Origin of the sequence: Halomonas elongata DSM 2581 (assembly GCF_000196875.2) — a bacterium.
Classification (GTDB): Bacteria; Pseudomonadota; Gammaproteobacteria; order Pseudomonadales; family Halomonadaceae; genus Halomonas; species Halomonas elongata.
The window spans coordinates 1,800,181-1,817,509 of record NC_014532.2; the positions used below are offsets into that span (position 1 = coordinate 1,800,181).

A 17,329-nucleotide genomic window follows, 5' to 3' on the forward strand; every position below is an offset into this window, starting at 1 on the left:
TGTCAGGTCTGCAAGGGAATGTGAGGAACTGTCGTGATCAAGCAAAGCGTGATGACTGTCTGGACCCTGGTTCGCGATTTCGTCCTGTTCTGGTGGACGGTGGTACGTGATGCGGTAAAGCTCTGGCTGGAGCGCAATGCCTTCAGCTATGCCGGCTCGCTGGCGTTCTATACGCTGTTCTCGCTGGCGCCGACGGTCATCATCGCGGTGACCGTGATCGGCCTGGTGCTGGGCGAGGACGCGGCCCAGGGGCAGATCGTCGCCCAGCTCGAGGGCACCATGGGAGCGAGCGCCGCCGAGCTGGTGCAGAACGCCGTGGCCCAGTCGCGCATCCAGGAATCCGGACTGATGCCGACCCTGCTCGGCCTGGGCGCCCTGGTGGTCGGTGCGACCACGGTGTTCGGCCAGATGCAGTTCTCGTTGAATACGCTATGGGGCGTCACTGCGCGCCCGAGCAGCAACAGCCTGTGGATCTTCATCAAGAACCGGACCCTGTCGCTGACCGTGGTGCTGTCGATCGGCTTCATACTGCTGGTGTCGCTGGCGCTCGGGGTGATGGTCAAGGCGATGCTCAAGGCCGCCGATGGGCTGCTGCCGTTCGTCGGTTTCCTGACCAATGGCGCGGAATTCCTGGTGTCGCTGGCCCTGGTCTCGGCGCTGTTCGCGACCATCTTCAAGGTCCTGCCTGATGTGGTGCTGCGCTGGCGCGATGTACTGGTGGGCGCGGTCGTCACCGCCTTGCTGTTCGCCGTGGGGCGTACAGCTATCTCCGTCTATCTGGCCTACACGGCCACGGCTTCCGCATATGGCGCTGCCGGCTCGGTGGTGGTGGTGTTGCTGTGGGTCTATTACTCCTCGCTGATCCTGTTGTTCGGCGCGGCCTTCACCAAGTGTCATCTGGTGGCCAAGGGGCAGGAGGTGATACCGCGCAACAGTGCCGTGCTGGTCAAGCGCGAACTGCTCGATGAAGCGCGTGAAGAGCGGGGCAAGCGCCTGAAGATGCCTTCCTGGCCAGGCAGGCGCAGGAAAGCGAGCGAAGCGTCTGCAACCGATGACGCTCAGCGCCCGGCTCAGGACGAAGCCTCGCCCGAGTCGACGGCCCGGAATTCAGACTGACGCCCGGGCCGTCGGCTGCCGTCAGCCGCGGAAGCGTTCCCGGGCCAGGGCATCGGCCACGCTGTTGGGGTCGCTGTCTTCCCGGCGGGCGCGCTCGAAGATTTCGTCCAGGGTGGTCTCGATACCGGCAATATGCGCCATGACGGCGTCCCGTCGATAATCGTGGCGTCGCTGCCAGGCGATCTCGATCACGCCGCCGGCATTGGCGACATAATCCGGGGTGTAGAGAATGCCGCGAGCCTTCAACAGGTCGGCGATGTCCGGACTGGCCAACTGATTGTTGGCCGCACCGCACACCACCCGGGCCTTGAGCCGCTCGACCACGGAAGCTGAAAGGGCGGCGCCCATGGCGCAGGGCGCGAAGACGTCGACATCCGCTTCGGCGATGGCCTCGGGCGTGGTGATGTCCGCCTCTAGGGACGCAGCGAGCTGGCCCAGGGCATCACGGTCGACGTCGGTGAGGATCAGGCGAGCCCCGGCCTCGTGGAGCTGTCGCGCCAGTTGGGCGCCGACATGGCCGACGCCCTGAATGCCCACGCGTAGTCCATCGAAATCATCGCGACCCAGGCCGTGGCGCACGGCGCTGCGCATGGCGCAGAAGACGCCCTTGGCGGTGAAGGGCGAAGGGTCGCCGGAAACGCCATCGTGGCCGAGGCCGCCGACATGCTCGGTGGTTTCCGCAATCACCCGCATATCGGCCTCGCTCGAACCGGAATCCTCGGCGGTGATGTAGTCGCCGTTCAGCGAATCGACCAGGCGGCCCATGGCGCGCAGCAGTTCCGGGGTCTTGTCGCGACGCGGGTCGGCGATGATCACGGCCTTGCCACCGCCCAGGGGCAGATCGGCCAGTGCCGACTTGTAGGTCATGCCGCGTGACAGGCGCAGCACATCGGTCAGTGCCTCATCGTCGCTGGCGTAGGGGTAGATGCGCAGGCCGCCCAGTGCAGGGCCTCGCCGGGTATTGTGGATGGCGATGATGGCACGCAGACCGCTCGCGGCATCGGCGCCGAAGACGATACGCTGGTGATGGTCGAAGTCGGGGTGAGAGAAGACCGTCATGATGAAGACTCCCTTTTGAGGATGATTGTTGTGGGCTCGCCGTCCGGGTAGGACGAGCGCGGCATCGCGGTGGCTTTTGGCCGGGCGATGTCCTTGTGTCATCTTAAAGACTAGTCTCTCGAATCAGTAGCGGATTATTCGACGCGGGAGGAGACAGCATGGAAAGGCGCTGCGTGAAGGCCCTGGTGACCGGCAAGGTCCAGGGTGTCTGGTACCGACGCGCGACCCAGGAGAAGGCGCTGCAGCTCGGCGTGACCGGTCATGCGCGCAATCTGCCCGATGGGCGTGTCGAGGTGCTGATGTGTGGTCGTGCCGAGGCAGTGCGCGAGCTTGGCGAATGGCTCTGGACGGGGCCACCCGATGCCCGGGTGACCCATGTCGAACTGGAAGGGGTGGAAGCGCATGAGCCGGATACCTTCACGACCGGCTGACCTCCATCAGGCGAGGGTTTCGGTGATCCACTCGACGACGGCGGCGCCGTCGACACCGAGACAGACATCGGCCAGCGGGGTCTGCGACCAGCGCGGTTCGATGTAGCCGCGATTTTCCGGCGCGAAGATGGTCTGGCCCTCGGCCTCGCCTTCGGTGGCCACGTTGAGATGGCCGCGATGGGTGGTGAACAGCTCCGGTCGTACCAGCCAGGCCAGGGCACAGCTGTCGTGAGGGCAGCAGCCGTCGATGCCCAGCATCTCCTGGTAGAAGTCGCGATAGAAGGCATAGCTGCCGGCCAGCACCTTGCCGAGCTTGCCTTGGCCGGCCTCGATGCGTGCCATGTGAGAAGGCGAGAGCACGCAGCGGTGGGTCACGTCGAGGCCCACCATGACCAGCGGCCAGCCGGCGGTCAGCACCCGGGCGGCGGCATGAGGGTCGTTGAAGATATTGGCTTCGGCCACGGGCGTGACATTACCGCCTTCCCTGATCGAGCCGCCCATCACCACCACCTGCTTGACCTTGTCGACCAGCATGGGGTCGAGCTGCAGGGCAGCGGCCAGATTGCCGAGCGGGCCGACGGCGACCAGCGAGACTTCGCCAGGGCGCGCGTTGACGGTGTCGACGATGAACTGGGCGGCACTGCGCGATTCGGCCTGCCCCTGCAGGCTCGGCAGCTCGATGTCGCCGAGGCCATTGGCACCGTGGATGTGGGCCGGCGCCGGGTGGCGGGGCTTGACCAGCGGTGCTGCCGCCCCCTGGGCCACCGGAATCGACTTGTCGGCCAGTTGAGCCAGCAGCAGGGCGTTGTGGGTCGCGGTGCTGACATCCACGTTGCCATAGGTCGTGGTCATGCCCAGCAGTTCGATCTCCGGATGCGCCAGGGCGATGGCGATCGCCTGGGCGTCGTCCACGCCCGGATCGGTATCGAAGATGATCGGATGTGTCATGGTGGCTCCTTGTCCGGGTTGAGGAGACTTTCAAAACCCAATGGGGCTTTTCGGCGACAAGCCCCGAAGTGTCGGGCCATCGCTAGGGCGCTGTGAACCCTTCCCTGGGCGAGAACCTTCGCTTCGTCTTATCCCCGTCGCCCACTGTCATTGAAAGCCTGGAAATGCGCTCTAAGTGTCCTGTTCAAGCAGGGCTTCGACATCGGCAAGCTCAGGGATGCTCTCGGTGGCGCCGAGGCGCTGGACGCCGATGGCGGCAGCAGTGGCGGCGCGCGCGAGGCAGGTTTCGACCGGCAACTCGGCCTGCCGGGCGGCGAGATAATAACCGATGAAGGTATCGCCGGCGGCCGTGGTGTCGCGCGGCGTGACCGGCAGGGGCGGCTGGAAGAGTCGCGTCTCGCCATGCTGATACCAGGCGCCTTCACCGCCCAGGGTCAGCACCGTTTCCGTGTCCGGCAGACGCTCGGTCAGGGCGTCGAGCAGCTCGCTCGCCGCAGCCCCTTCCGGCAGTCCGGTAAGTTCCTCGGCTTCGCCGCGATTGACGAACAGCAGCCGACACAGTTCCAGCGGCAGGGCGGCCACATCCTCGGTCATCGGAGCCGGGTTGAAGGCGATGTTCAAGCCTCTGGCGTGGGCGAGTTCCAGTGCCTTGGCCAGCGCATTGCATTCGTTCTGGGCGAGCAGCCAGTCGCCCGGATCGGCGGCTTCGATCAGCTCGCTCAGCCCCGCTTCGCTGAAGCCATGGTTGGCGCCGGGGAAGAGCAGAATGGCGTTCTCGCCATGGTCGTCGACCTGGATGATGGCATGGCCGCCGGGTTCGTCGACGAGCGCAATGCTGTCGGTGTCCACTCCCGCCTGCTCCAGCAGTTCCTTGGCCCAGGCATCATGTCGGCCGAGGCGCCCCCAGTGCCGCACCTTCCCTCCGGCGCGGGCCATGGCCAGCGACTGGTTGGCTCCCTTGCCGCCGAGGCCGACGCGGTAGTCGTGCCCGGCAAGGGTTTCCCCCGGACGAACCAGATGAGGGACACGATAGAAGTGGTCGAGGTTGATCGAGCCGAAATTATGCAGCATGCCGACGTCCGAATGTGATGTCAGGAATTTGAGGGGAGGCGTTCATGGGACACGAGTATCCAAGCCCGAAAGGAGGGGCGCAAGTTGTACACTCTTCCCGTATCGATTTTATACCGTTATCCTCCTTCAAGATCACAGCTCGACTCCCTGCCGTGAAGAAACCAGGGCCGGGAGCGAAGCAGCCTCCGTCTCTCAAGAGATCAGGCCGGATCCACAAGATTCTGCGCTGTCAGTTCTACGATGCGCTGACGGGCCTCGGGGGTGATCCAGGCGTTGTGGGGTGTCACGATCAAATTCAGCGGTTCGGCGAGGGCGTCCAGCAGGGGATGGCCGTCCCGGGGCGGCTCCTCGGGCAGCACATCGACTCCAAGGCCTCCCAAGCGGCCTTCGCGGAGCGCGGCCAGGGCGGCGTCCTCATCGATGATACCGCCGCGGGCACAGTTGATCAGCAGTGCGGAGGACTTGAAGCGGTCGAGCATGGTCGCGTCGATCAAGTGACGGGTGGCCTCGGTAAGCGGGCAGTGAAGGCTGACCACATCGGCCGATGGCACCAGGTCGGCAAGGCCTGGGCGGTGATCGTCCTCGGCACCCGGTCGTGCGGCGAAGCTCACCTGCATGCCCAGCCCCTCGGCCAGCTTGGCCACCCGGTTGCCGAGTTCTCCCTGGCCGACGATCACCAGATGCTTGCCTTCGAGTTGCAGGGTTCGGTGCTCCAGCAGGCAGAAGAAGGGGCTCGTGTTCCAGCGCCCGCGGACGACATCGTCCTGATAGCGTGGCAACTGAGCGGCGAGGGCGAGGATCATCATCAGGCTGTGCTGGGCCACGCTGGCCGTGCCATAGGCGGTGACGTTGCGTACCGGGATACCCAGGCGCTCGGCGGCACTCATGTCGATGTTGTTGGTGCCAGTGGCCAGCACGCAGATCAGGCGCAGCCGGGGCAGGGCCTTTAGGGTCTCGGCGTCGAGCTTCACCTTGTTGACGATGGCGACATCGGCCTCGGCGAGCCGTTCGGCGGCCTCGTCGGCGGATGTGAAGTCGTGGCGCGTCAGGCGGCTGACCCGGTTCTCGATAGGCGAGAGGTCGACGTCCGGTCCGAGACTGGCGGCATCGAGAATGACTGCGTGCATGGCGTGATCCTTGTGTCGACGACAGTGGCGGGGCGCTTCCCGGGGCTGGGCCTCGGGGCGTCCAACGGGCTATAATGTTCGGCCTTCGCGTCAGGCTTGGATTATCCGCGGGCCGACCCTATATCGCACAACGATGCATAACGCGCATCGCGACCGCGCACCGTCGCGGCGCTCATGGGACATCGTTACCGGGAGAATCATGACCATGCCCATCTACGAATATGAGTGCAAGGCCTGCGGCCATCGTCTGGAAAAGTTGCAGAAGCTCAGTGCCGCTCCGCTGACCGACTGTCCGGCCTGCGAGCGGGCCGAACTGGGTCGGCTGGTATCCGCCGCAGGCTTCCGTCTGGCCGGCGGTGGCTGGTACGAGACCGATTTCAAGACCGGCAGCAAGAAGAATCTGGCCGGTGGCAACGAGAGCGGCAAGACCGCCGAGACATCGAGCAAGGACGGTACGGCGGCCTGAGCCGTGCCGATTTGCCGTTTCACTCTACTCACGGAACACGAAAAACAGGATACGACATGCGCAGCCATTATTGCGGCCAGTTGAACGAGACCATGGTGGACCAGACGGTCACCCTGTGCGGTTGGGTGCATCGCCGCCGTGACCACGGTGGAGTGATCTTCCTCGACATGCGCGACCGTGACGGTATCGCCCAGGTCGTGGTCGATCCCGATACCGCCGAGGCCTTTGCCAACGCCGACCGTGCTCGCAACGAATATGTGCTGCGCATCGTCGGTCGAATCCGCCTGCGCCCGGAAGGTACCCAGAACCCCAACATGCCGACGGGCATGATCGAGGTGCTGGCCAAGGACGTCGAGGTGCTCAACACGGCGGCGACGCCTCCCTTCCAGCTCGACGAGCACGGCAAGGTCGGCGAGGAGATTCGCCTCAAGCACCGCTACATCGACCTGCGCCGCCCCGAGATGATCGACAAGCTGCGCCTGCGCTCGCGGATCTCGCACACCGTGCGGGCCTATCTCGAGAACCAGGGATTCCTGGATATCGAGACGCCGATCCTGACCCGGGCGACCCCGGAAGGCGCGCGGGACTACCTGGTGCCCAGCCGCACCCATGCGGGCAGCTTCTTCGCGCTGCCGCAATCGCCGCAGCTTTTCAAGCAGCTGCTGATGGTGTCCGGCTTCGACCGCTACTACCAGATCGCCAAGTGCTTCCGGGACGAGGACCTGCGCGCCGATCGTCAGCCGGAATTCACCCAGATCGACATCGAGGCTTCCTTCGTCGAGGAAGACGACATCATGGCCATCACCGAAGGGATGATTCGCCAGTTGTTCCAGGAAGTGCTGGATGTCGAATTGCCCGAGTTCCCGCGCATGCCCTATGCGGAGGCCATGCAGCGCTTCGGTTCCGACAAGCCGGACCTGCGCATCCCGCTGGAACTTGTCGATGTCGATGACCTGATGAAGGATGTCGACTTCAAGGTGTTCTCCGGCCCGGCCAACGCCGATGACGGTCGCGTCGCGGCGCTCAAGGTCAAGGGTGGCGCTTCGCTGTCGCGCAAGGAGATCGACGACTACACCAACTTCGTCGGCATCTATGGGGCTCGCGGCCTGGCCTGGATCAAGGTCAACGATCGGGCCAGCGGCATCGAAGGGCTGCAGTCGCCCATCGTCAAGTTCATGGACGGCGTGATCGAGCCGCTGCTGGATCGGGTCGGTGCCGAGGACGGCGACATCATCTTCTTCGGCGCCGACAAGGCACGCATCGTCAACGAGGCGCTGGGCGCGCTGCGCGTGCGTCTGGGCGAGGATCTCGACCTCTACACCGCCGAGTGGTCGCCGCTCTGGGTGGTCGATTTCCCGATGTTCGAAGAAGACGACAACGGCCGCCTGCAGGCACTGCACCATCCGTTCACCGCGCCGTCCTGCGATGTCGAGACGCTCAAGCAGCGGCCCGCCGAGGCGCTGTCCCGCGCCTATGACATGGTGCTCAACGGCACCGAGCTCGGCGGCGGTTCGATCCGTATCCACGATCAGACGATGCAGCAGGCCGTGTTGGCATCCCTGGGTATCGGCGAAGAAGAGGCCCGGGAGAAGTTCGGCTTCCTGCTCGACGCCCTGCAGTACGGCGCACCGCCCCATGGCGGCCTGGCATTCGGCCTGGACCGCCTGGTCATGCTGATGGGCGGGGCGCGCACGATTCGTGAAGTGATCGCCTTCCCGAAGACCCAGAGCGCCGCCTGCCTGATGACCGACGCACCGGGCGAGGTCAGCGGCCAGCAGCTCAAGGAGCTGAACATTCGCCTGCGGCAGAAGGCCAAGACGGAGAATGCCGGCGACTGACGGCGCCGAGACTTTCATCGTCATCATGCGAACCGGCGCCCCAGAGGCGCCGGTGTCGTATGCAAGTGACGTGAATTCACCATCTTGAATGAGGGAGTTCCATGGCAGGTCACAGCAAGTGGGCCAACATCAAGCATCGCAAGGCCGCCCAGGATGCCAAGCGGGGCAAGATCTTCACCAAGTTGATCCGTGAGCTGACCGTGGCCGCGCGTCATGGCGGTGGAGAGCCGAACGACAACCCCCGTCTGCGTGCCGCCATCGACAAGGCCCTGGCCAACAACATGACCAAGGACACCATCCAGCGCGCGGTGGATCGGGGGGCCGGCAACAGCGAAGGCGACGACATGGAAGAAGTCGTCTACGAGGGCTATGGTCCCGAGGGCGTCGCCGTGATGGTCGAGGCGATGACCGATAACCGTAACCGGACCGTCTCCGAGGTGCGACATGCCTTCAACAAGCAGGGTGGCAATCTCGGCACTACTGGTTCGGTGGCCTTCATGTTCCATCGGCAGGGCCGTCTGACGTTGCCTGAGGGCGCAACCGAGGAGGCCGCCATGGAGGCGACACTGGAGGCCGAGCCCGAGGAAATCGAAACCCTCGAGGACGGTCGCCTGGAGGTGGTGACCTCGCCGGACAGCTTCGGTGCGGTCAAGGATGCCCTGGTCGAGGCGGGACTCGAGCCGACGGCCAGTGATGTCGGCCTGTATCCGGATAACTACGCCAGAATCGAGGATGTCGAGCTGGGCCAGCGCATCATCAAGCTGGTGGATCGGCTCGAGGACCTGGATGATGTGCAGAATGTTTACACCAATGCCGACTTTGCCGATGCCATCATGGATGAGTTGCAGGATTGAAACCGTGCGCCAGGGCGCTCTCGATGCATCGATGATGCACGCCTCGAGTCCGAGTCACTGCATGAGGAGTAAAGAGTGAACATGAGGAATCGTGGCTCGGTGGTGCATGCCGTCGACAGGATGTCGCGAGGGCGCTGTCGCCTCATTCAGCCGGGAGGTCGACGATGCTGATCCTGGGGATCGATCCGGGATCGCGGATCACCGGTTACGGCGTGCTGGATGTCACCACCCCCACGCCGCGTTACGTGGCCAGTGGTTGCATTCGCACCCGGGGCGATGACCTGGCACAGCGCCTGGCGCAGGTCTATGCCGGTATCAGCGAGTTGATCGGCATGCATGGTCCCGGCGAGTTCGCCATTGAGCAGGTGTTCATGGCCAAGAACGCCGATTCCGCCCTCAAGCTCGGCCAGGCCAGGGGCACCGCCATCGTCTGTGCGGCCAATCATGGCCTGCCGGTCAGCGAGTACGGGCCGCGCCAGATCAAGCAGGCCGTGACCGGCGGCGGCGGGGCGGACAAGCGCCAGGTTCAGCATATGGTGACGGCTGTCCTGGGACTGGACGGCTCGCCCCAGGCCGATGCGGCGGATGCCCTGGCGATTGCCTTGACCCATGCCCACGCGCGCCTGGGGCTGATCAATCGAGGCAGTTACGGCGGTGGCCGCCGCCGGGGAAAGGGGACGTCATGGCGGGATTTTCGTCCCTCCTGATGTCGCCGCATGGCGACGTTCGGAAGGATTATCGAACGCCGTTCAAGCGGGCTGGCAAGCCGGCTGGGGGACCAGTATAGTGGTCGCGGCGCGCGCCGCCACGACGGATTCATGACCAAGGATTGTGACACACCATGATCGGACGCCTGAGAGGCACACTGCTGGAAAAACAGCCGCCCTGGCTGGTGGTGGACGTGGCCGGAGTCGGCTACGAACTCGAAGCCTCGATGACCACACTGGTGGCACTACCCGGCTGCGGGGAAGACGTGTCGCTGTACACCCATCTCAGCGTTCGTGACGATGCCCATCTATTGTACGGTTTCGCCCGTGAGCAGGAACGTTCCCTGTTCCGCGCCCTGATCAAGGTCAACGGCATCGGGCCCAAGCTGGCCCTGGCGATTCTGTCCGGCATGGATGAGGACGCTTTCATCCGCTGCGTGATGGATGACGATATCAAGGCCCTGACCCGCTTGCCGGGCGTCGGCAAGAAGACCGCCGAGCGGCTGGTCATCGAAATGCGGGATCGTTTCCCGCATTGGCAGGACAGTACGCAAGTGTCCGCCGGCGATGCCGGGATGGGAGCCACGACGCCGTCCCCCAAGGATCCGCTGGCCGATGCCGAGGCCGCGCTGGTCAGCCTTGGCTACAAGCCGTCGGAGGCCACGCGCATGCTGTCCGGCCTCGAGGATGAGGGCAGCACGGAGGCCATGATCAAGGCGGCGCTCGCGCGTCGCATGGCGGGCTGACCATGAGGGTTGCCGCTCGCCGGGGCCATGACGCCATATCGGCGCTCACGCCGTGTTCGCCCAAGGGAGGATTCGCATGCTGGAAACCGACCGACTGATCGGCGCCGAGACCCGGGACGGCGAAGGGCGGCTCGATCACGCCATCCGTCCTCGGCATCTGAGCGATTACATCGGTCAGACGCGGGTCCGCGAACAGCTCGATATCTTCATCAGCGCCGCCCGGGGGCGGGGCGAGAGCCTGGACCACACCCTGGTGTTCGGCCCGCCCGGGCTCGGCAAGACGACGCTTGCCAACATCATCGCCACCGAGATGGACGTGGGCCTCAAGGCCACCTCGGGACCGGTGCTGGAAAAGGCCGGCGACCTGGCGGCGATGCTCACCAACCTGCAGCCCGGCGACGTGCTGTTCATCGACGAGATTCATCGGCTCTCCGCGGTGGTGGAAGAGGTCCTGTATCCCGCCATGGAGGACTTCCAGCTCGACATCGTCATCGGTGAGGGACCGGCGGCCCGCTCGATCAAGCTTGATCTGCCGCCCTTCACCCTGGTCGGCGCCACGACCCGGGCAGGGCTTCTGACTTCACCGCTGCGCGATCGCTTCGGCATCGTCCAGCGCCTTGAGTTCTATTCCGTCGAGGAACTCACCGAGATCGTCACCCGTTCGGCGGGCCTGCTGGGCGTGGACAGCGATGCCGGCGGTGCCACCGAAGTGGCGAGGCGCGCACGTGGCACGCCGCGCATCGCCAACCGCTTGCTGCGGCGGGTGCGTGACTTCGCCGAGGTACGCGGCAGCGGACACATCGATGCCGAGATCGCCGACCAGGCATTGAACATGCTGCATGTGGACCATCATGGTCTGGACCACATGGATCGGCGCCTGCTGCTGGCGATGATCGAGAAGTTCGATGGCGGGCCGGTGGGCGTCGACTCGCTGGCCGCGGCCATCGGCGAGGAACGCGACACCATCGAAGACGTCATTGAACCTTACCTGATCCAACAGGGACTGATGATGCGTACCGCGCGTGGACGTGTGGTGACCCGGCAGGCCTGGCAGCACTTCGGCCTGGCTCCGGACGACCAGGCGCCGCGCCACGACTGATCAGCCAAGACCGACGAGGATTCCCGTGAACGACGCCATGTCCATTCCCCACCTGATCATGAACGCCAGCGGCGTGGTCCAGGCCGTGATGCTGTTGCTGCTGATCGGCTCTCTGCTGTCCTGGGTGGTGATCTTCCAGCGTACCTTCGTGATGCGCCGTGCACGCAAGGCGCATCGTGAATTCGAGGACCGCTTCTGGTCCGGGGTCGATCTCAACGAACTGTACCGGGAAACGCCGGCGGAGCAGGATACCCTGGGCACCGAGCACATCTTCCGGGCCGGTTTCCGCGAGTTCAATCGCCTGCTGCCCAAGACCCGCAGCCCCCAGGCGATTCTCGATGGTGTACAGCGCAGCATGCGCGTGGCCTGGTCGCGGGAGGAGGACCGCCTCAACCTGCACCTGGTGTTCCTGGCCACCGTGGCTTCGTCGAGCCCCTACATCGGCCTGTTCGGCACCGTCTGGGGCATCATGGGCTCCTTCCAGTCACTGTCCATGGCCCAGCAGGCCACCCTGGCCACGGTTGCGCCCTGGATCGCCGAGGCGCTGATCGCCACGGCCATGGGGCTGTTCGCGGCCATTCCTGCGGTGATCTTCTACAACCGCCTGTCCGCCGAGTCGTCCCGCCTGCTGGGCAAGTACGAGGATTTCGCCGAGGAATTCCATTCCATCCTGCACCGCAACCTGCAGGGTCGCGGCGAAACGACCGAAGGCTGAGGGAGAGACGTCATGCACGGACCCTTCAACCGCATGGGTCGGCGCAAGCCGATGAACGAGATCAACGTGGTGCCGTTCATCGACGTCATGCTGGTGCTGCTGGTGATCTTCATGATCACCGCGCCGATGCTGACCCAGGGCGTCGAGGTGGACTTGCCGCAGACCGCGTCGCAGCCCATCGAGGACGACGAGGACCGCGATCCGATCATCGTCTCGGTGGACCGCGAGGGGGAATACTTCGTCAGCCTGGGTGGCGACGAGACCCAAGTGAGCCTCGATGAACTCAGTGAAAGGGTGATCATCCTGCTGGAGCGTCATCCCACCACCCGAGTCCTGGTGCGCGGTGACCGAAATGTGTCCTACGGCCAGGTGGTGACCCTGATGAGCACCCTGCAGACCGCCGGCGTGTCCAATGTCGGGTTGATCTCCGAGCCACCCCCCGGGGAATCCTGAGGAACGATCATGGCCAGACAGCATCGACGCGTGGGCTATGGCCTGCCGACCCTGCTTGCCGTCGCCTTGCACCTCGGCATCCTGGTGATCAGCGTGATTCGCTTCCCGACGGCCGAGAGTGAACCGCCGAGCCAATCCATCGTGCAGGCCACTCTCGTCAGTACCGAGACGACCACGAATCAGGCTCAGCGAGCCACCGAGCCCCAGGCGTCGGCAGAGGCCGACGAGACCTCGGAAGACGAGGCGACTCGTCAGGCCGAGGAAGAAGAGGCGCGTCGCCAGCGCGAGGCCGAAGAACAGCGTCAACGTGAAGCGGAAGCCGAGCAGGAACGGGCCGAGGCACTCGAGGCTGCCCAGGCTGCTGCGGCGGAAGCCGAGCGTCGAGCCGAGGAAGCCAAGGCCGAGGCAGAACGTCGCGAACAACAGGAAGCCGAACGCCAGCGCCAGGCCGAGGAAGAGGCCAAGCGCAAGGCTGAGGAAGAAGCCAAACGCAAGGCCGAGGAAGAAGCCAAGCGCAAGGCTGAGGAAGAAGCCAAACGCAAGGCCGAGGAAGAAGCCAAACGCAAGGCCGAGGAAGAGGCCAAGCGCAAGGCTGAGGAAGAGGCCAAACGCAAGGCCGAGGAAGAAGCCAAGCGCAAGGCTGAGGAAGAGGCCAAACGCAAGGCCGAGGAAGAGGCCAAACGCAAGGCTGAGGAAGAGGCCAAACGCAAGGCTGAGGAAGAGGCCAAACGCAAGGCCGAGGAAGAAGCCAGGCGCAAGGCCGAGGAAGAGGCCAGGCGCAAGGCTGAAGCAGCCGCCCAGAACAGTCTCGATCGTGCCATCGCCGGCGAGGCGGAGGCGGCGGCCAACGCCGAGCAAGCCCAGCAAGCGGCCAACGGTTTCATTAACCTCGTGCGGCAGGCCGTCGAGCAGGCCTGGGTGATCCCGCCCAATGTGGGAAATAACGCCAATGCGCTGGTGGCGATTCGGCTGGGGCCTTCCGGGGAAGTCTTCTCCGCCAGCATTGCGCGCAGCAGTGGCAACAGTGCTTTTGATCGCGCGGCGATCCAGGCGGTGGAGTCCGCCGCACCATTTTCCGAGTTGCGTGAATTGCCCGCATCGGTTCAGCGGGACTATCGTGAGTTCAACCTCAACTTCCGTCCGGGGGACATTCGCTGATGAGAGCCTTGATGACCACCTGGCTGGCGGCCTTGCTGCTATTTTGCACGCCGCTTGCCCAGGCCGAACTGACCATCGACATCACCCGTGGCAACGAGCAGGCCACGCCCATCGCAGTGGTGCCGTTCGCCGACGAAGGGGCCAGCCTGCCCGTAGATCTGGCCCAGATCGTCGCCGACGACCTGGAACGCAGTGGCTATTTCGCGCCTCTCGAGCGTGGAGCGATGTTCGAGAAGCCCTCCAGCAGCGACGAGGTGCGTTTCGGCGATTGGAAGGCCCTGGATACACGCTACATGGTGGTGGGTCGCGTCTCCCGTGAAGGCGAGGGTGTACGCGTGCGCTACGAGCTGATGGATGTCAGTGGTGAGTCGCGCATGCTGGGCGAGACCGTCACGGCGAGTTCCGGCCAGCTGCGTGCCGCCGCGCACCGCATCAGCGACCAGGTCTTCGAGGCGATTACCGGCATTCGCGGCGCCTTTTCCACGCGTATCGCCTATGTCACTTCCGAAGGCGTCGGCGACAACATGTCGTTCAGGCTTTTCGTCGCCGATGCCGACGGCCACAACAGCCAGCAGGCGCTGAGCTCGGACGAGCCGATCATGTCGCCGTCCTGGTCACCGGACGGTCGCAAGCTGGCCTATGTCTCGTTCGAGGGCGAGCGCCCGGCCATCTATGTGCAGGAGGTCAGCAGCGGCCGGCGTGTGAAGCTGACTTCCTTCGAGGGCCTGAACAGCGCACCGAGCTGGTCGCCGGATGGCCGCAAGCTGGCCGTGGCGCTGTCCCGTGACGGACAGCCGGAAATCTACACCATCGATATCGGCTCGCGGGACCTGCAACGGATCACCAACAGCCCGAGCATCGAGACCGAGCCGGCCTGGTCGCCGGATGGCCGCAGCCTGATCTATACCTCGGATCGTAGCGGCGGGCCGCAGATCTATCGCCAGGCGCTGGGCGGCGGCGAGCCGGAGCGTCTGACCTACACCGGCAACTACAATGCCCGGGCGCGTTTCGCACCGGACGGCGAGGCGATATTCCTGATCCACAAGGGTAACAATGGCTATCAGGTTGCCCGGCAGGATCTGGACAACGGGCGACTGGTCGAGATCAGCGACGCTCAGCAGGCTGAGTCGCCCAGTGTCGCGCCGAATGGCACCATGGTAATCTTCGCCACCCAGCAGGGAAGTCGTGGTGTGCTGGGGGCCGTATCCGCGGACGGACGTGCCTCGTTCCGACTGCCCGCGGCCCAGGGTGACGTACGCGAACCGGCGTGGTCACCGTTTCTGAACTGATCGATCCAGTAGTGCAAGGAGTCCTATGATGCAATTCAAGCCCTATGCCCGGTCCCTGGCCGTTGCCTTCTCTCTGGCCCTGGTGGCCGGTTGCTCGAGCACCGGTGGCACCCAGGACGGCTCCATGTCCGGAAGTGGTACGACCAGCGGCTCCGGGGCGGGTGCCAGCGGCGCCGGAACCGGCCAGGTCAGCGGTAGTGGCCTGGGCGATGGTTCCGGCCAGATGGCCGATTCCCGCATTCCCGAGGTTCGCACCATCTATTTCGCCTTCGACAGCGATGCGATTCGTCCCGAGTTCCAGTCGGTGCTGAATGCGCATGCCCGCTTCCTGCGCAACAATCCCAATGCCAATGTGGTTCTGCAGGGGCATACCGACGAGCGTGGCACCCGTGAATACAACCTCGCCCTCGGCGAGCGTCGTGCCGGTGCCGTCGAGGAATTCCTGAGCGTGCAAGGGGTTTCCCCGTCGCAGGTGGAAGTCGTGAGCTACGGTGAAGAGCGTCCTGCCGCCCGTGGCAGCAACGAGGAAGCCTACGCCCAGAACCGTCGGGTCGTCTTCGCCTACTGAGTCGATTCTGAAAAAGCGCGGTGAGAAGCGCGCAAGCGCTTCCCCGCGTGGGCGCCGAGTCGGCGTCGACATCCGCGACGAGGGAATACGCGATGAGACAGGGTCTCAAACGACTGTGCACGCTGGGTCTCCTCGGATTGCCGCTGGCCGTGACATTGCCGGCCGTGGCCCAGCAACCGGTGGTCAGGGACCTGTCCGCCGGTGACAGTACTTTCTACGATCAGGCCGCCACGCGTGAGGAAGCGGGCGGCAGTCTGGTGCTCTTCAACCGCGTGCAGCGCAATCAGGAGGAGCTGCGCCGCCTGCGTGGCCAGGTCGAGGAATTGCGTTATCAGCTGGAGCAGCTGCGCAAGCAGACGCGTCAGCAGTACATGGACATCGAGGATCGCCTGTCTACGGCCGGGGGGAGCGCATCGGCTCCCTCCAGCCAGGCGCCGTCGTCGTCCAGTGCATCAAGCGAGGGAGATTCGGCAGCGTCCGGCCCCTCATCTGCACCAGACCAGGGTGCCTCGGGCGGAGACTCCGCGGGACGCGAGGCATATCAGGCAGCCTTCGCCAAGGTGCAGGCCCGGGATTTCGGAGCCGCCAAGCAAGCCTTCCAGTCCTTCATCGACGACTATCCGCAGAGCGGCCTGACCGCCAATGCCTATTATTGGCTCGGCGAGCTGCACTCCGCGGAGTCCGAACTGGATGCAGCAGCGGACGCCTTCAATCGGGTCATCGAGTCCTATCCTGATAGCAACAAGGTACCGGACGCCCTCTACAAGCTGGGACTGCTCAAGGCGCGTCAGGGTGATCCCGAGGCCAGTCGCGAGCTGCTCGAGCGGGTGCAGAATGACTACCCCGACAGCAGTGCCGCCAATCTCGCCGATGACTTCCTGAGGCAATCGGGCAACTGACCCGAGCGAGGTGAGCCATGATGCCCTGCAAGATCGACTATGAACCTGCTGATGACCTGCTCGCCGATCGCATCATTCTCGTGACCGGTGCCGGCGACGGAATCGGTCGTGCCGCTGCCCTGAGCTATGCCCGCCATGGCGCCACCGTGATCCTGCTCGGCCGGACCATCGCCAAGCTGGAGAAGGTCTACGACGAGATCGAGGCGGCGGGGTGTCCTCAGCCGGCGATCTTCCCGCTCAACTTCGAGGGGGCGACGCTCAAGGACTTCCATGACATGGCCGAGACGCTCGACGGGGAGTTCGGTCGCCTGGATGGCATCCTGCATAATGCGGGGCTGCTGGGTCGCATCACGCCCTTCGAGCAGTACGATCCCGCCCTGTGGGAGCAGGTCATGCAGGTCAATGTCAATGGCCCGCTATGGATGACCCAGGCGCTGCTGCCGCTGTTGCGGGCTTCGCAGGATGCCTCGGTGATCTTCACCTCATCGAGCGTGGGGCGGAAGGGCCGTGCCTATTGGGGAGCCTACTCGGTGTCGAAGTTTGCCACCGAAGGATTCGTGGAAGTGCTGGCCGAAGAGGTCGAGCATCTCGGCAGCCTGCGCATCAACAGCCTCAATCCGGGCGCGACCCGCACCGCCATGCGCAAGGCCGCCTATCCGGGGGAAGATCCCATGACCCTGAGGTCGCCCGAGGACATCATGCCCACCTATCTGTGGCTGATGGGGCCGGACAGTCGGGGCCACAACGGCGAAAAGTTCGACGCCCAGCCACCTCGCGCCTGATGG

19 protein-coding genes are annotated in these 17,329 nt (G+C 64.7%); 15 read left to right on the forward strand and 4 right to left on the reverse strand.

Annotation, left to right across the window (positions count from 1 at the left end; translation table 11 throughout):
- Window positions 1-33: 33 nt before the first annotated feature.
- On the forward strand, window positions 34-1,116 hold the full coding sequence (locus HELO_RS08500) for a YihY/virulence factor BrkB family protein (protein ID WP_013332307.1): 1,083 nt from the start codon (window positions 34-36) through the stop codon (window positions 1,114-1,116).
- A 21-nt stretch (window positions 1,117-1,137) separates the two neighbouring features.
- Here HELO_RS08500 and HELO_RS08505 read toward each other — a convergent pair whose 3' ends face one another.
- The gene (locus HELO_RS08505) at window positions 1,138-2,175 is read right to left on the reverse strand and encodes a Glu/Leu/Phe/Val family dehydrogenase (RefSeq protein WP_013332308.1); all 1,038 of its coding nucleotides are present in this window, start codon (window positions 2,173-2,175) and stop codon (window positions 1,138-1,140) included.
- Between the two features lie 158 nt (window positions 2,176-2,333).
- Here HELO_RS08505 and HELO_RS08510 point away from each other — a divergent pair, with 158 nt between their 5' ends.
- Window positions 2,334-2,606, forward strand: a complete 273-nt coding sequence (locus tag HELO_RS08510) for an acylphosphatase (RefSeq protein WP_013332309.1) — start codon at window positions 2,334-2,336, stop codon at window positions 2,604-2,606.
- Window positions 2,607-2,612: 6 nt separating this feature from the next.
- Here HELO_RS08510 and HELO_RS08515 read toward each other — a convergent pair whose 3' ends face one another.
- The 3 genes from HELO_RS08515 to HELO_RS08525 all read right to left on the reverse strand — a co-directional run bounded on the left by HELO_RS08515 (window position 2,613) and on the right by HELO_RS08525 (window position 5,752).
- Window positions 2,613-3,554 carry a nucleoside hydrolase gene (locus HELO_RS08515; protein ID WP_013332310.1) on the reverse strand — a complete coding sequence of 314 codons (942 nt, stop codon included), beginning with the start codon at window positions 3,552-3,554 and terminating at the stop codon, window positions 2,613-2,615.
- Window positions 3,555-3,725: 171 nt separating this feature from the next.
- On the reverse strand, window positions 3,726-4,625 hold the full coding sequence (locus HELO_RS08520; protein ID WP_013332311.1) for a ribokinase: 900 nt from the start codon (window positions 4,623-4,625) through the stop codon (window positions 3,726-3,728).
- Window positions 4,626-4,825: 200 nt separating this feature from the next.
- The gene (locus HELO_RS08525; RefSeq protein WP_013332312.1) at window positions 4,826-5,752 is read right to left on the reverse strand and encodes a D-2-hydroxyacid dehydrogenase; all 927 of its coding nucleotides are present in this window, start codon (window positions 5,750-5,752) and stop codon (window positions 4,826-4,828) included.
- A 205-nt stretch (window positions 5,753-5,957) separates the two neighbouring features.
- Here HELO_RS08525 and HELO_RS08530 point away from each other — a divergent pair, with 205 nt between their 5' ends.
- The 13 genes from HELO_RS08530 (at window position 5,958) to HELO_RS08590 (ending at window position 17,326) form a co-directional block, all read left to right on the forward strand.
- Entirely contained in the window at window positions 5,958-6,218 is a 261-nt protein-coding gene (locus tag HELO_RS08530) for an FmdB family zinc ribbon protein (protein ID WP_041602489.1), read from the forward strand.
- Window positions 6,219-6,274: 56 nt separating this feature from the next.
- Complete coding sequence (gene aspS / locus HELO_RS08535) at window positions 6,275-8,056, forward strand: aspartate--tRNA ligase (protein WP_013332314.1); 1,782 nt, start codon at window positions 6,275-6,277, stop codon at window positions 8,054-8,056.
- A 101-nt stretch (window positions 8,057-8,157) separates the two neighbouring features.
- Window positions 8,158-8,910: a YebC/PmpR family DNA-binding transcriptional regulator gene (locus tag HELO_RS08540; protein ID WP_013332315.1), complete on the forward strand. Its 753-nt coding sequence runs from the start codon at window positions 8,158-8,160 to the stop codon at window positions 8,908-8,910.
- Window positions 8,911-9,074: 164 nt separating this feature from the next.
- On the forward strand, window positions 9,075-9,617 hold the full coding sequence (gene ruvC, locus HELO_RS08545) for a crossover junction endodeoxyribonuclease RuvC (protein WP_013332316.1): 543 nt from the start codon (window positions 9,075-9,077) through the stop codon (window positions 9,615-9,617).
- A 134-nt stretch (window positions 9,618-9,751) separates the two neighbouring features.
- Window positions 9,752-10,363 (forward strand): Holliday junction branch migration protein RuvA, encoded by a 612-nt coding sequence (gene ruvA, locus HELO_RS08550; protein WP_013332317.1) that lies wholly within the window; start codon window positions 9,752-9,754, stop codon window positions 10,361-10,363.
- Window positions 10,364-10,439: 76 nt separating this feature from the next.
- Window positions 10,440-11,462 carry a Holliday junction branch migration DNA helicase RuvB gene (gene ruvB, locus HELO_RS08555; RefSeq protein ID WP_013332318.1) on the forward strand — a complete coding sequence of 341 codons (1,023 nt, stop codon included), beginning with the start codon at window positions 10,440-10,442 and terminating at the stop codon, window positions 11,460-11,462.
- Window positions 11,463-11,487: 25 nt separating this feature from the next.
- Window positions 11,488-12,177 carry a protein TolQ gene (tolQ, locus tag HELO_RS08560; protein ID WP_041602021.1) on the forward strand — a complete coding sequence of 230 codons (690 nt, stop codon included), beginning with the start codon at window positions 11,488-11,490 and terminating at the stop codon, window positions 12,175-12,177.
- Window positions 12,178-12,189: 12 nt separating this feature from the next.
- A complete protein-coding gene (gene tolR, locus HELO_RS08565) occupies window positions 12,190-12,630 on the forward strand; it encodes a protein TolR (RefSeq protein WP_013332320.1) in 441 nt (146 codons plus the stop codon).
- 9 nt (window positions 12,631-12,639) lie between these two features.
- Window positions 12,640-13,788, forward strand: coding sequence for a cell envelope integrity protein TolA (gene tolA / locus HELO_RS08570; RefSeq protein ID WP_013332321.1), 1,149 nt, complete (start codon window positions 12,640-12,642; stop codon window positions 13,786-13,788).
- On the forward strand, window positions 13,788-15,077 hold the full coding sequence (gene tolB / locus HELO_RS08575) for a Tol-Pal system beta propeller repeat protein TolB (RefSeq protein WP_013332322.1): 1,290 nt from the start codon (window positions 13,788-13,790) through the stop codon (window positions 15,075-15,077). Before tolA ends, tolB begins: the two co-directional genes overlap by 1 nt.
- Window positions 15,078-15,105: 28 nt before the next feature.
- Complete coding sequence (gene pal / locus HELO_RS08580; RefSeq protein ID WP_041602490.1) at window positions 15,106-15,645, forward strand: peptidoglycan-associated lipoprotein Pal; 540 nt, start codon at window positions 15,106-15,108, stop codon at window positions 15,643-15,645.
- Window positions 15,646-15,737: 92 nt separating this feature from the next.
- Entirely contained in the window at window positions 15,738-16,544 is an 807-nt protein-coding gene (gene ybgF, locus HELO_RS08585) for a tol-pal system protein YbgF (RefSeq protein WP_013332324.1), read from the forward strand.
- Window positions 16,545-16,564: 20 nt separating this feature from the next.
- The gene (locus HELO_RS08590; protein WP_013332325.1) at window positions 16,565-17,326 is read left to right on the forward strand and encodes a YciK family oxidoreductase; all 762 of its coding nucleotides are present in this window, start codon (window positions 16,565-16,567) and stop codon (window positions 17,324-17,326) included.
- The last annotated feature ends 3 nt before the right edge of the window (window positions 17,327-17,329 follow it).

Bases quoted from the DNA above. Each gene is read 5' to 3' on its own strand.
- HELO_RS08505 (WP_013332308.1), bottom strand. From the start codon at position 2,175: ATGACGGTCTTCTCTCACCCCGACTTCGACCATCACCAGCGTATCGTC.
- HELO_RS08510 (WP_013332309.1), top strand. From the start codon at position 2,334: ATGGAAAGGCGCTGCGTGAAGGCCCTGGTGACCGGCAAGGTCCAGGGT.
- HELO_RS08515 (WP_013332310.1), bottom strand. From the start codon at position 3,554: ATGACACATCCGATCATCTTCGATACCGATCCGGGCGTGGACGACGCC.
- HELO_RS08520 (WP_013332311.1), bottom strand. From the start codon at position 4,625: ATGCTGCATAATTTCGGCTCGATCAACCTCGACCACTTCTATCGTGTC.
- HELO_RS08525 (WP_013332312.1), bottom strand. From the start codon at position 5,752: ATGCACGCAGTCATTCTCGATGCCGCCAGTCTCGGACCGGACGTCGAC.
- HELO_RS08530 (WP_041602489.1), top strand. From the start codon at position 5,958: ATGCCCATCTACGAATATGAGTGCAAGGCCTGCGGCCATCGTCTGGAA.
- aspS (WP_013332314.1), top strand. From the start codon at position 6,275: ATGCGCAGCCATTATTGCGGCCAGTTGAACGAGACCATGGTGGACCAG.
- HELO_RS08540 (WP_013332315.1), top strand. From the start codon at position 8,158: ATGGCAGGTCACAGCAAGTGGGCCAACATCAAGCATCGCAAGGCCGCC.
- ruvC (WP_013332316.1), top strand. From the start codon at position 9,075: ATGCTGATCCTGGGGATCGATCCGGGATCGCGGATCACCGGTTACGGC.
- ruvA (WP_013332317.1), top strand. From the start codon at position 9,752: ATGATCGGACGCCTGAGAGGCACACTGCTGGAAAAACAGCCGCCCTGG.
- ruvB (WP_013332318.1), top strand. From the start codon at position 10,440: ATGCTGGAAACCGACCGACTGATCGGCGCCGAGACCCGGGACGGCGAA.
- tolR (WP_013332320.1), top strand. From the start codon at position 12,190: ATGCACGGACCCTTCAACCGCATGGGTCGGCGCAAGCCGATGAACGAG.
- tolA (WP_013332321.1), top strand. From the start codon at position 12,640: ATGGCCAGACAGCATCGACGCGTGGGCTATGGCCTGCCGACCCTGCTT.
- tolB (WP_013332322.1), top strand. From the start codon at position 13,788: ATGAGAGCCTTGATGACCACCTGGCTGGCGGCCTTGCTGCTATTTTGC.
- pal (WP_041602490.1), top strand. From the start codon at position 15,106: ATGCAATTCAAGCCCTATGCCCGGTCCCTGGCCGTTGCCTTCTCTCTG.
- ybgF (WP_013332324.1), top strand. From the start codon at position 15,738: ATGAGACAGGGTCTCAAACGACTGTGCACGCTGGGTCTCCTCGGATTG.
- HELO_RS08590 (WP_013332325.1), top strand. From the start codon at position 16,565: ATGCCCTGCAAGATCGACTATGAACCTGCTGATGACCTGCTCGCCGAT.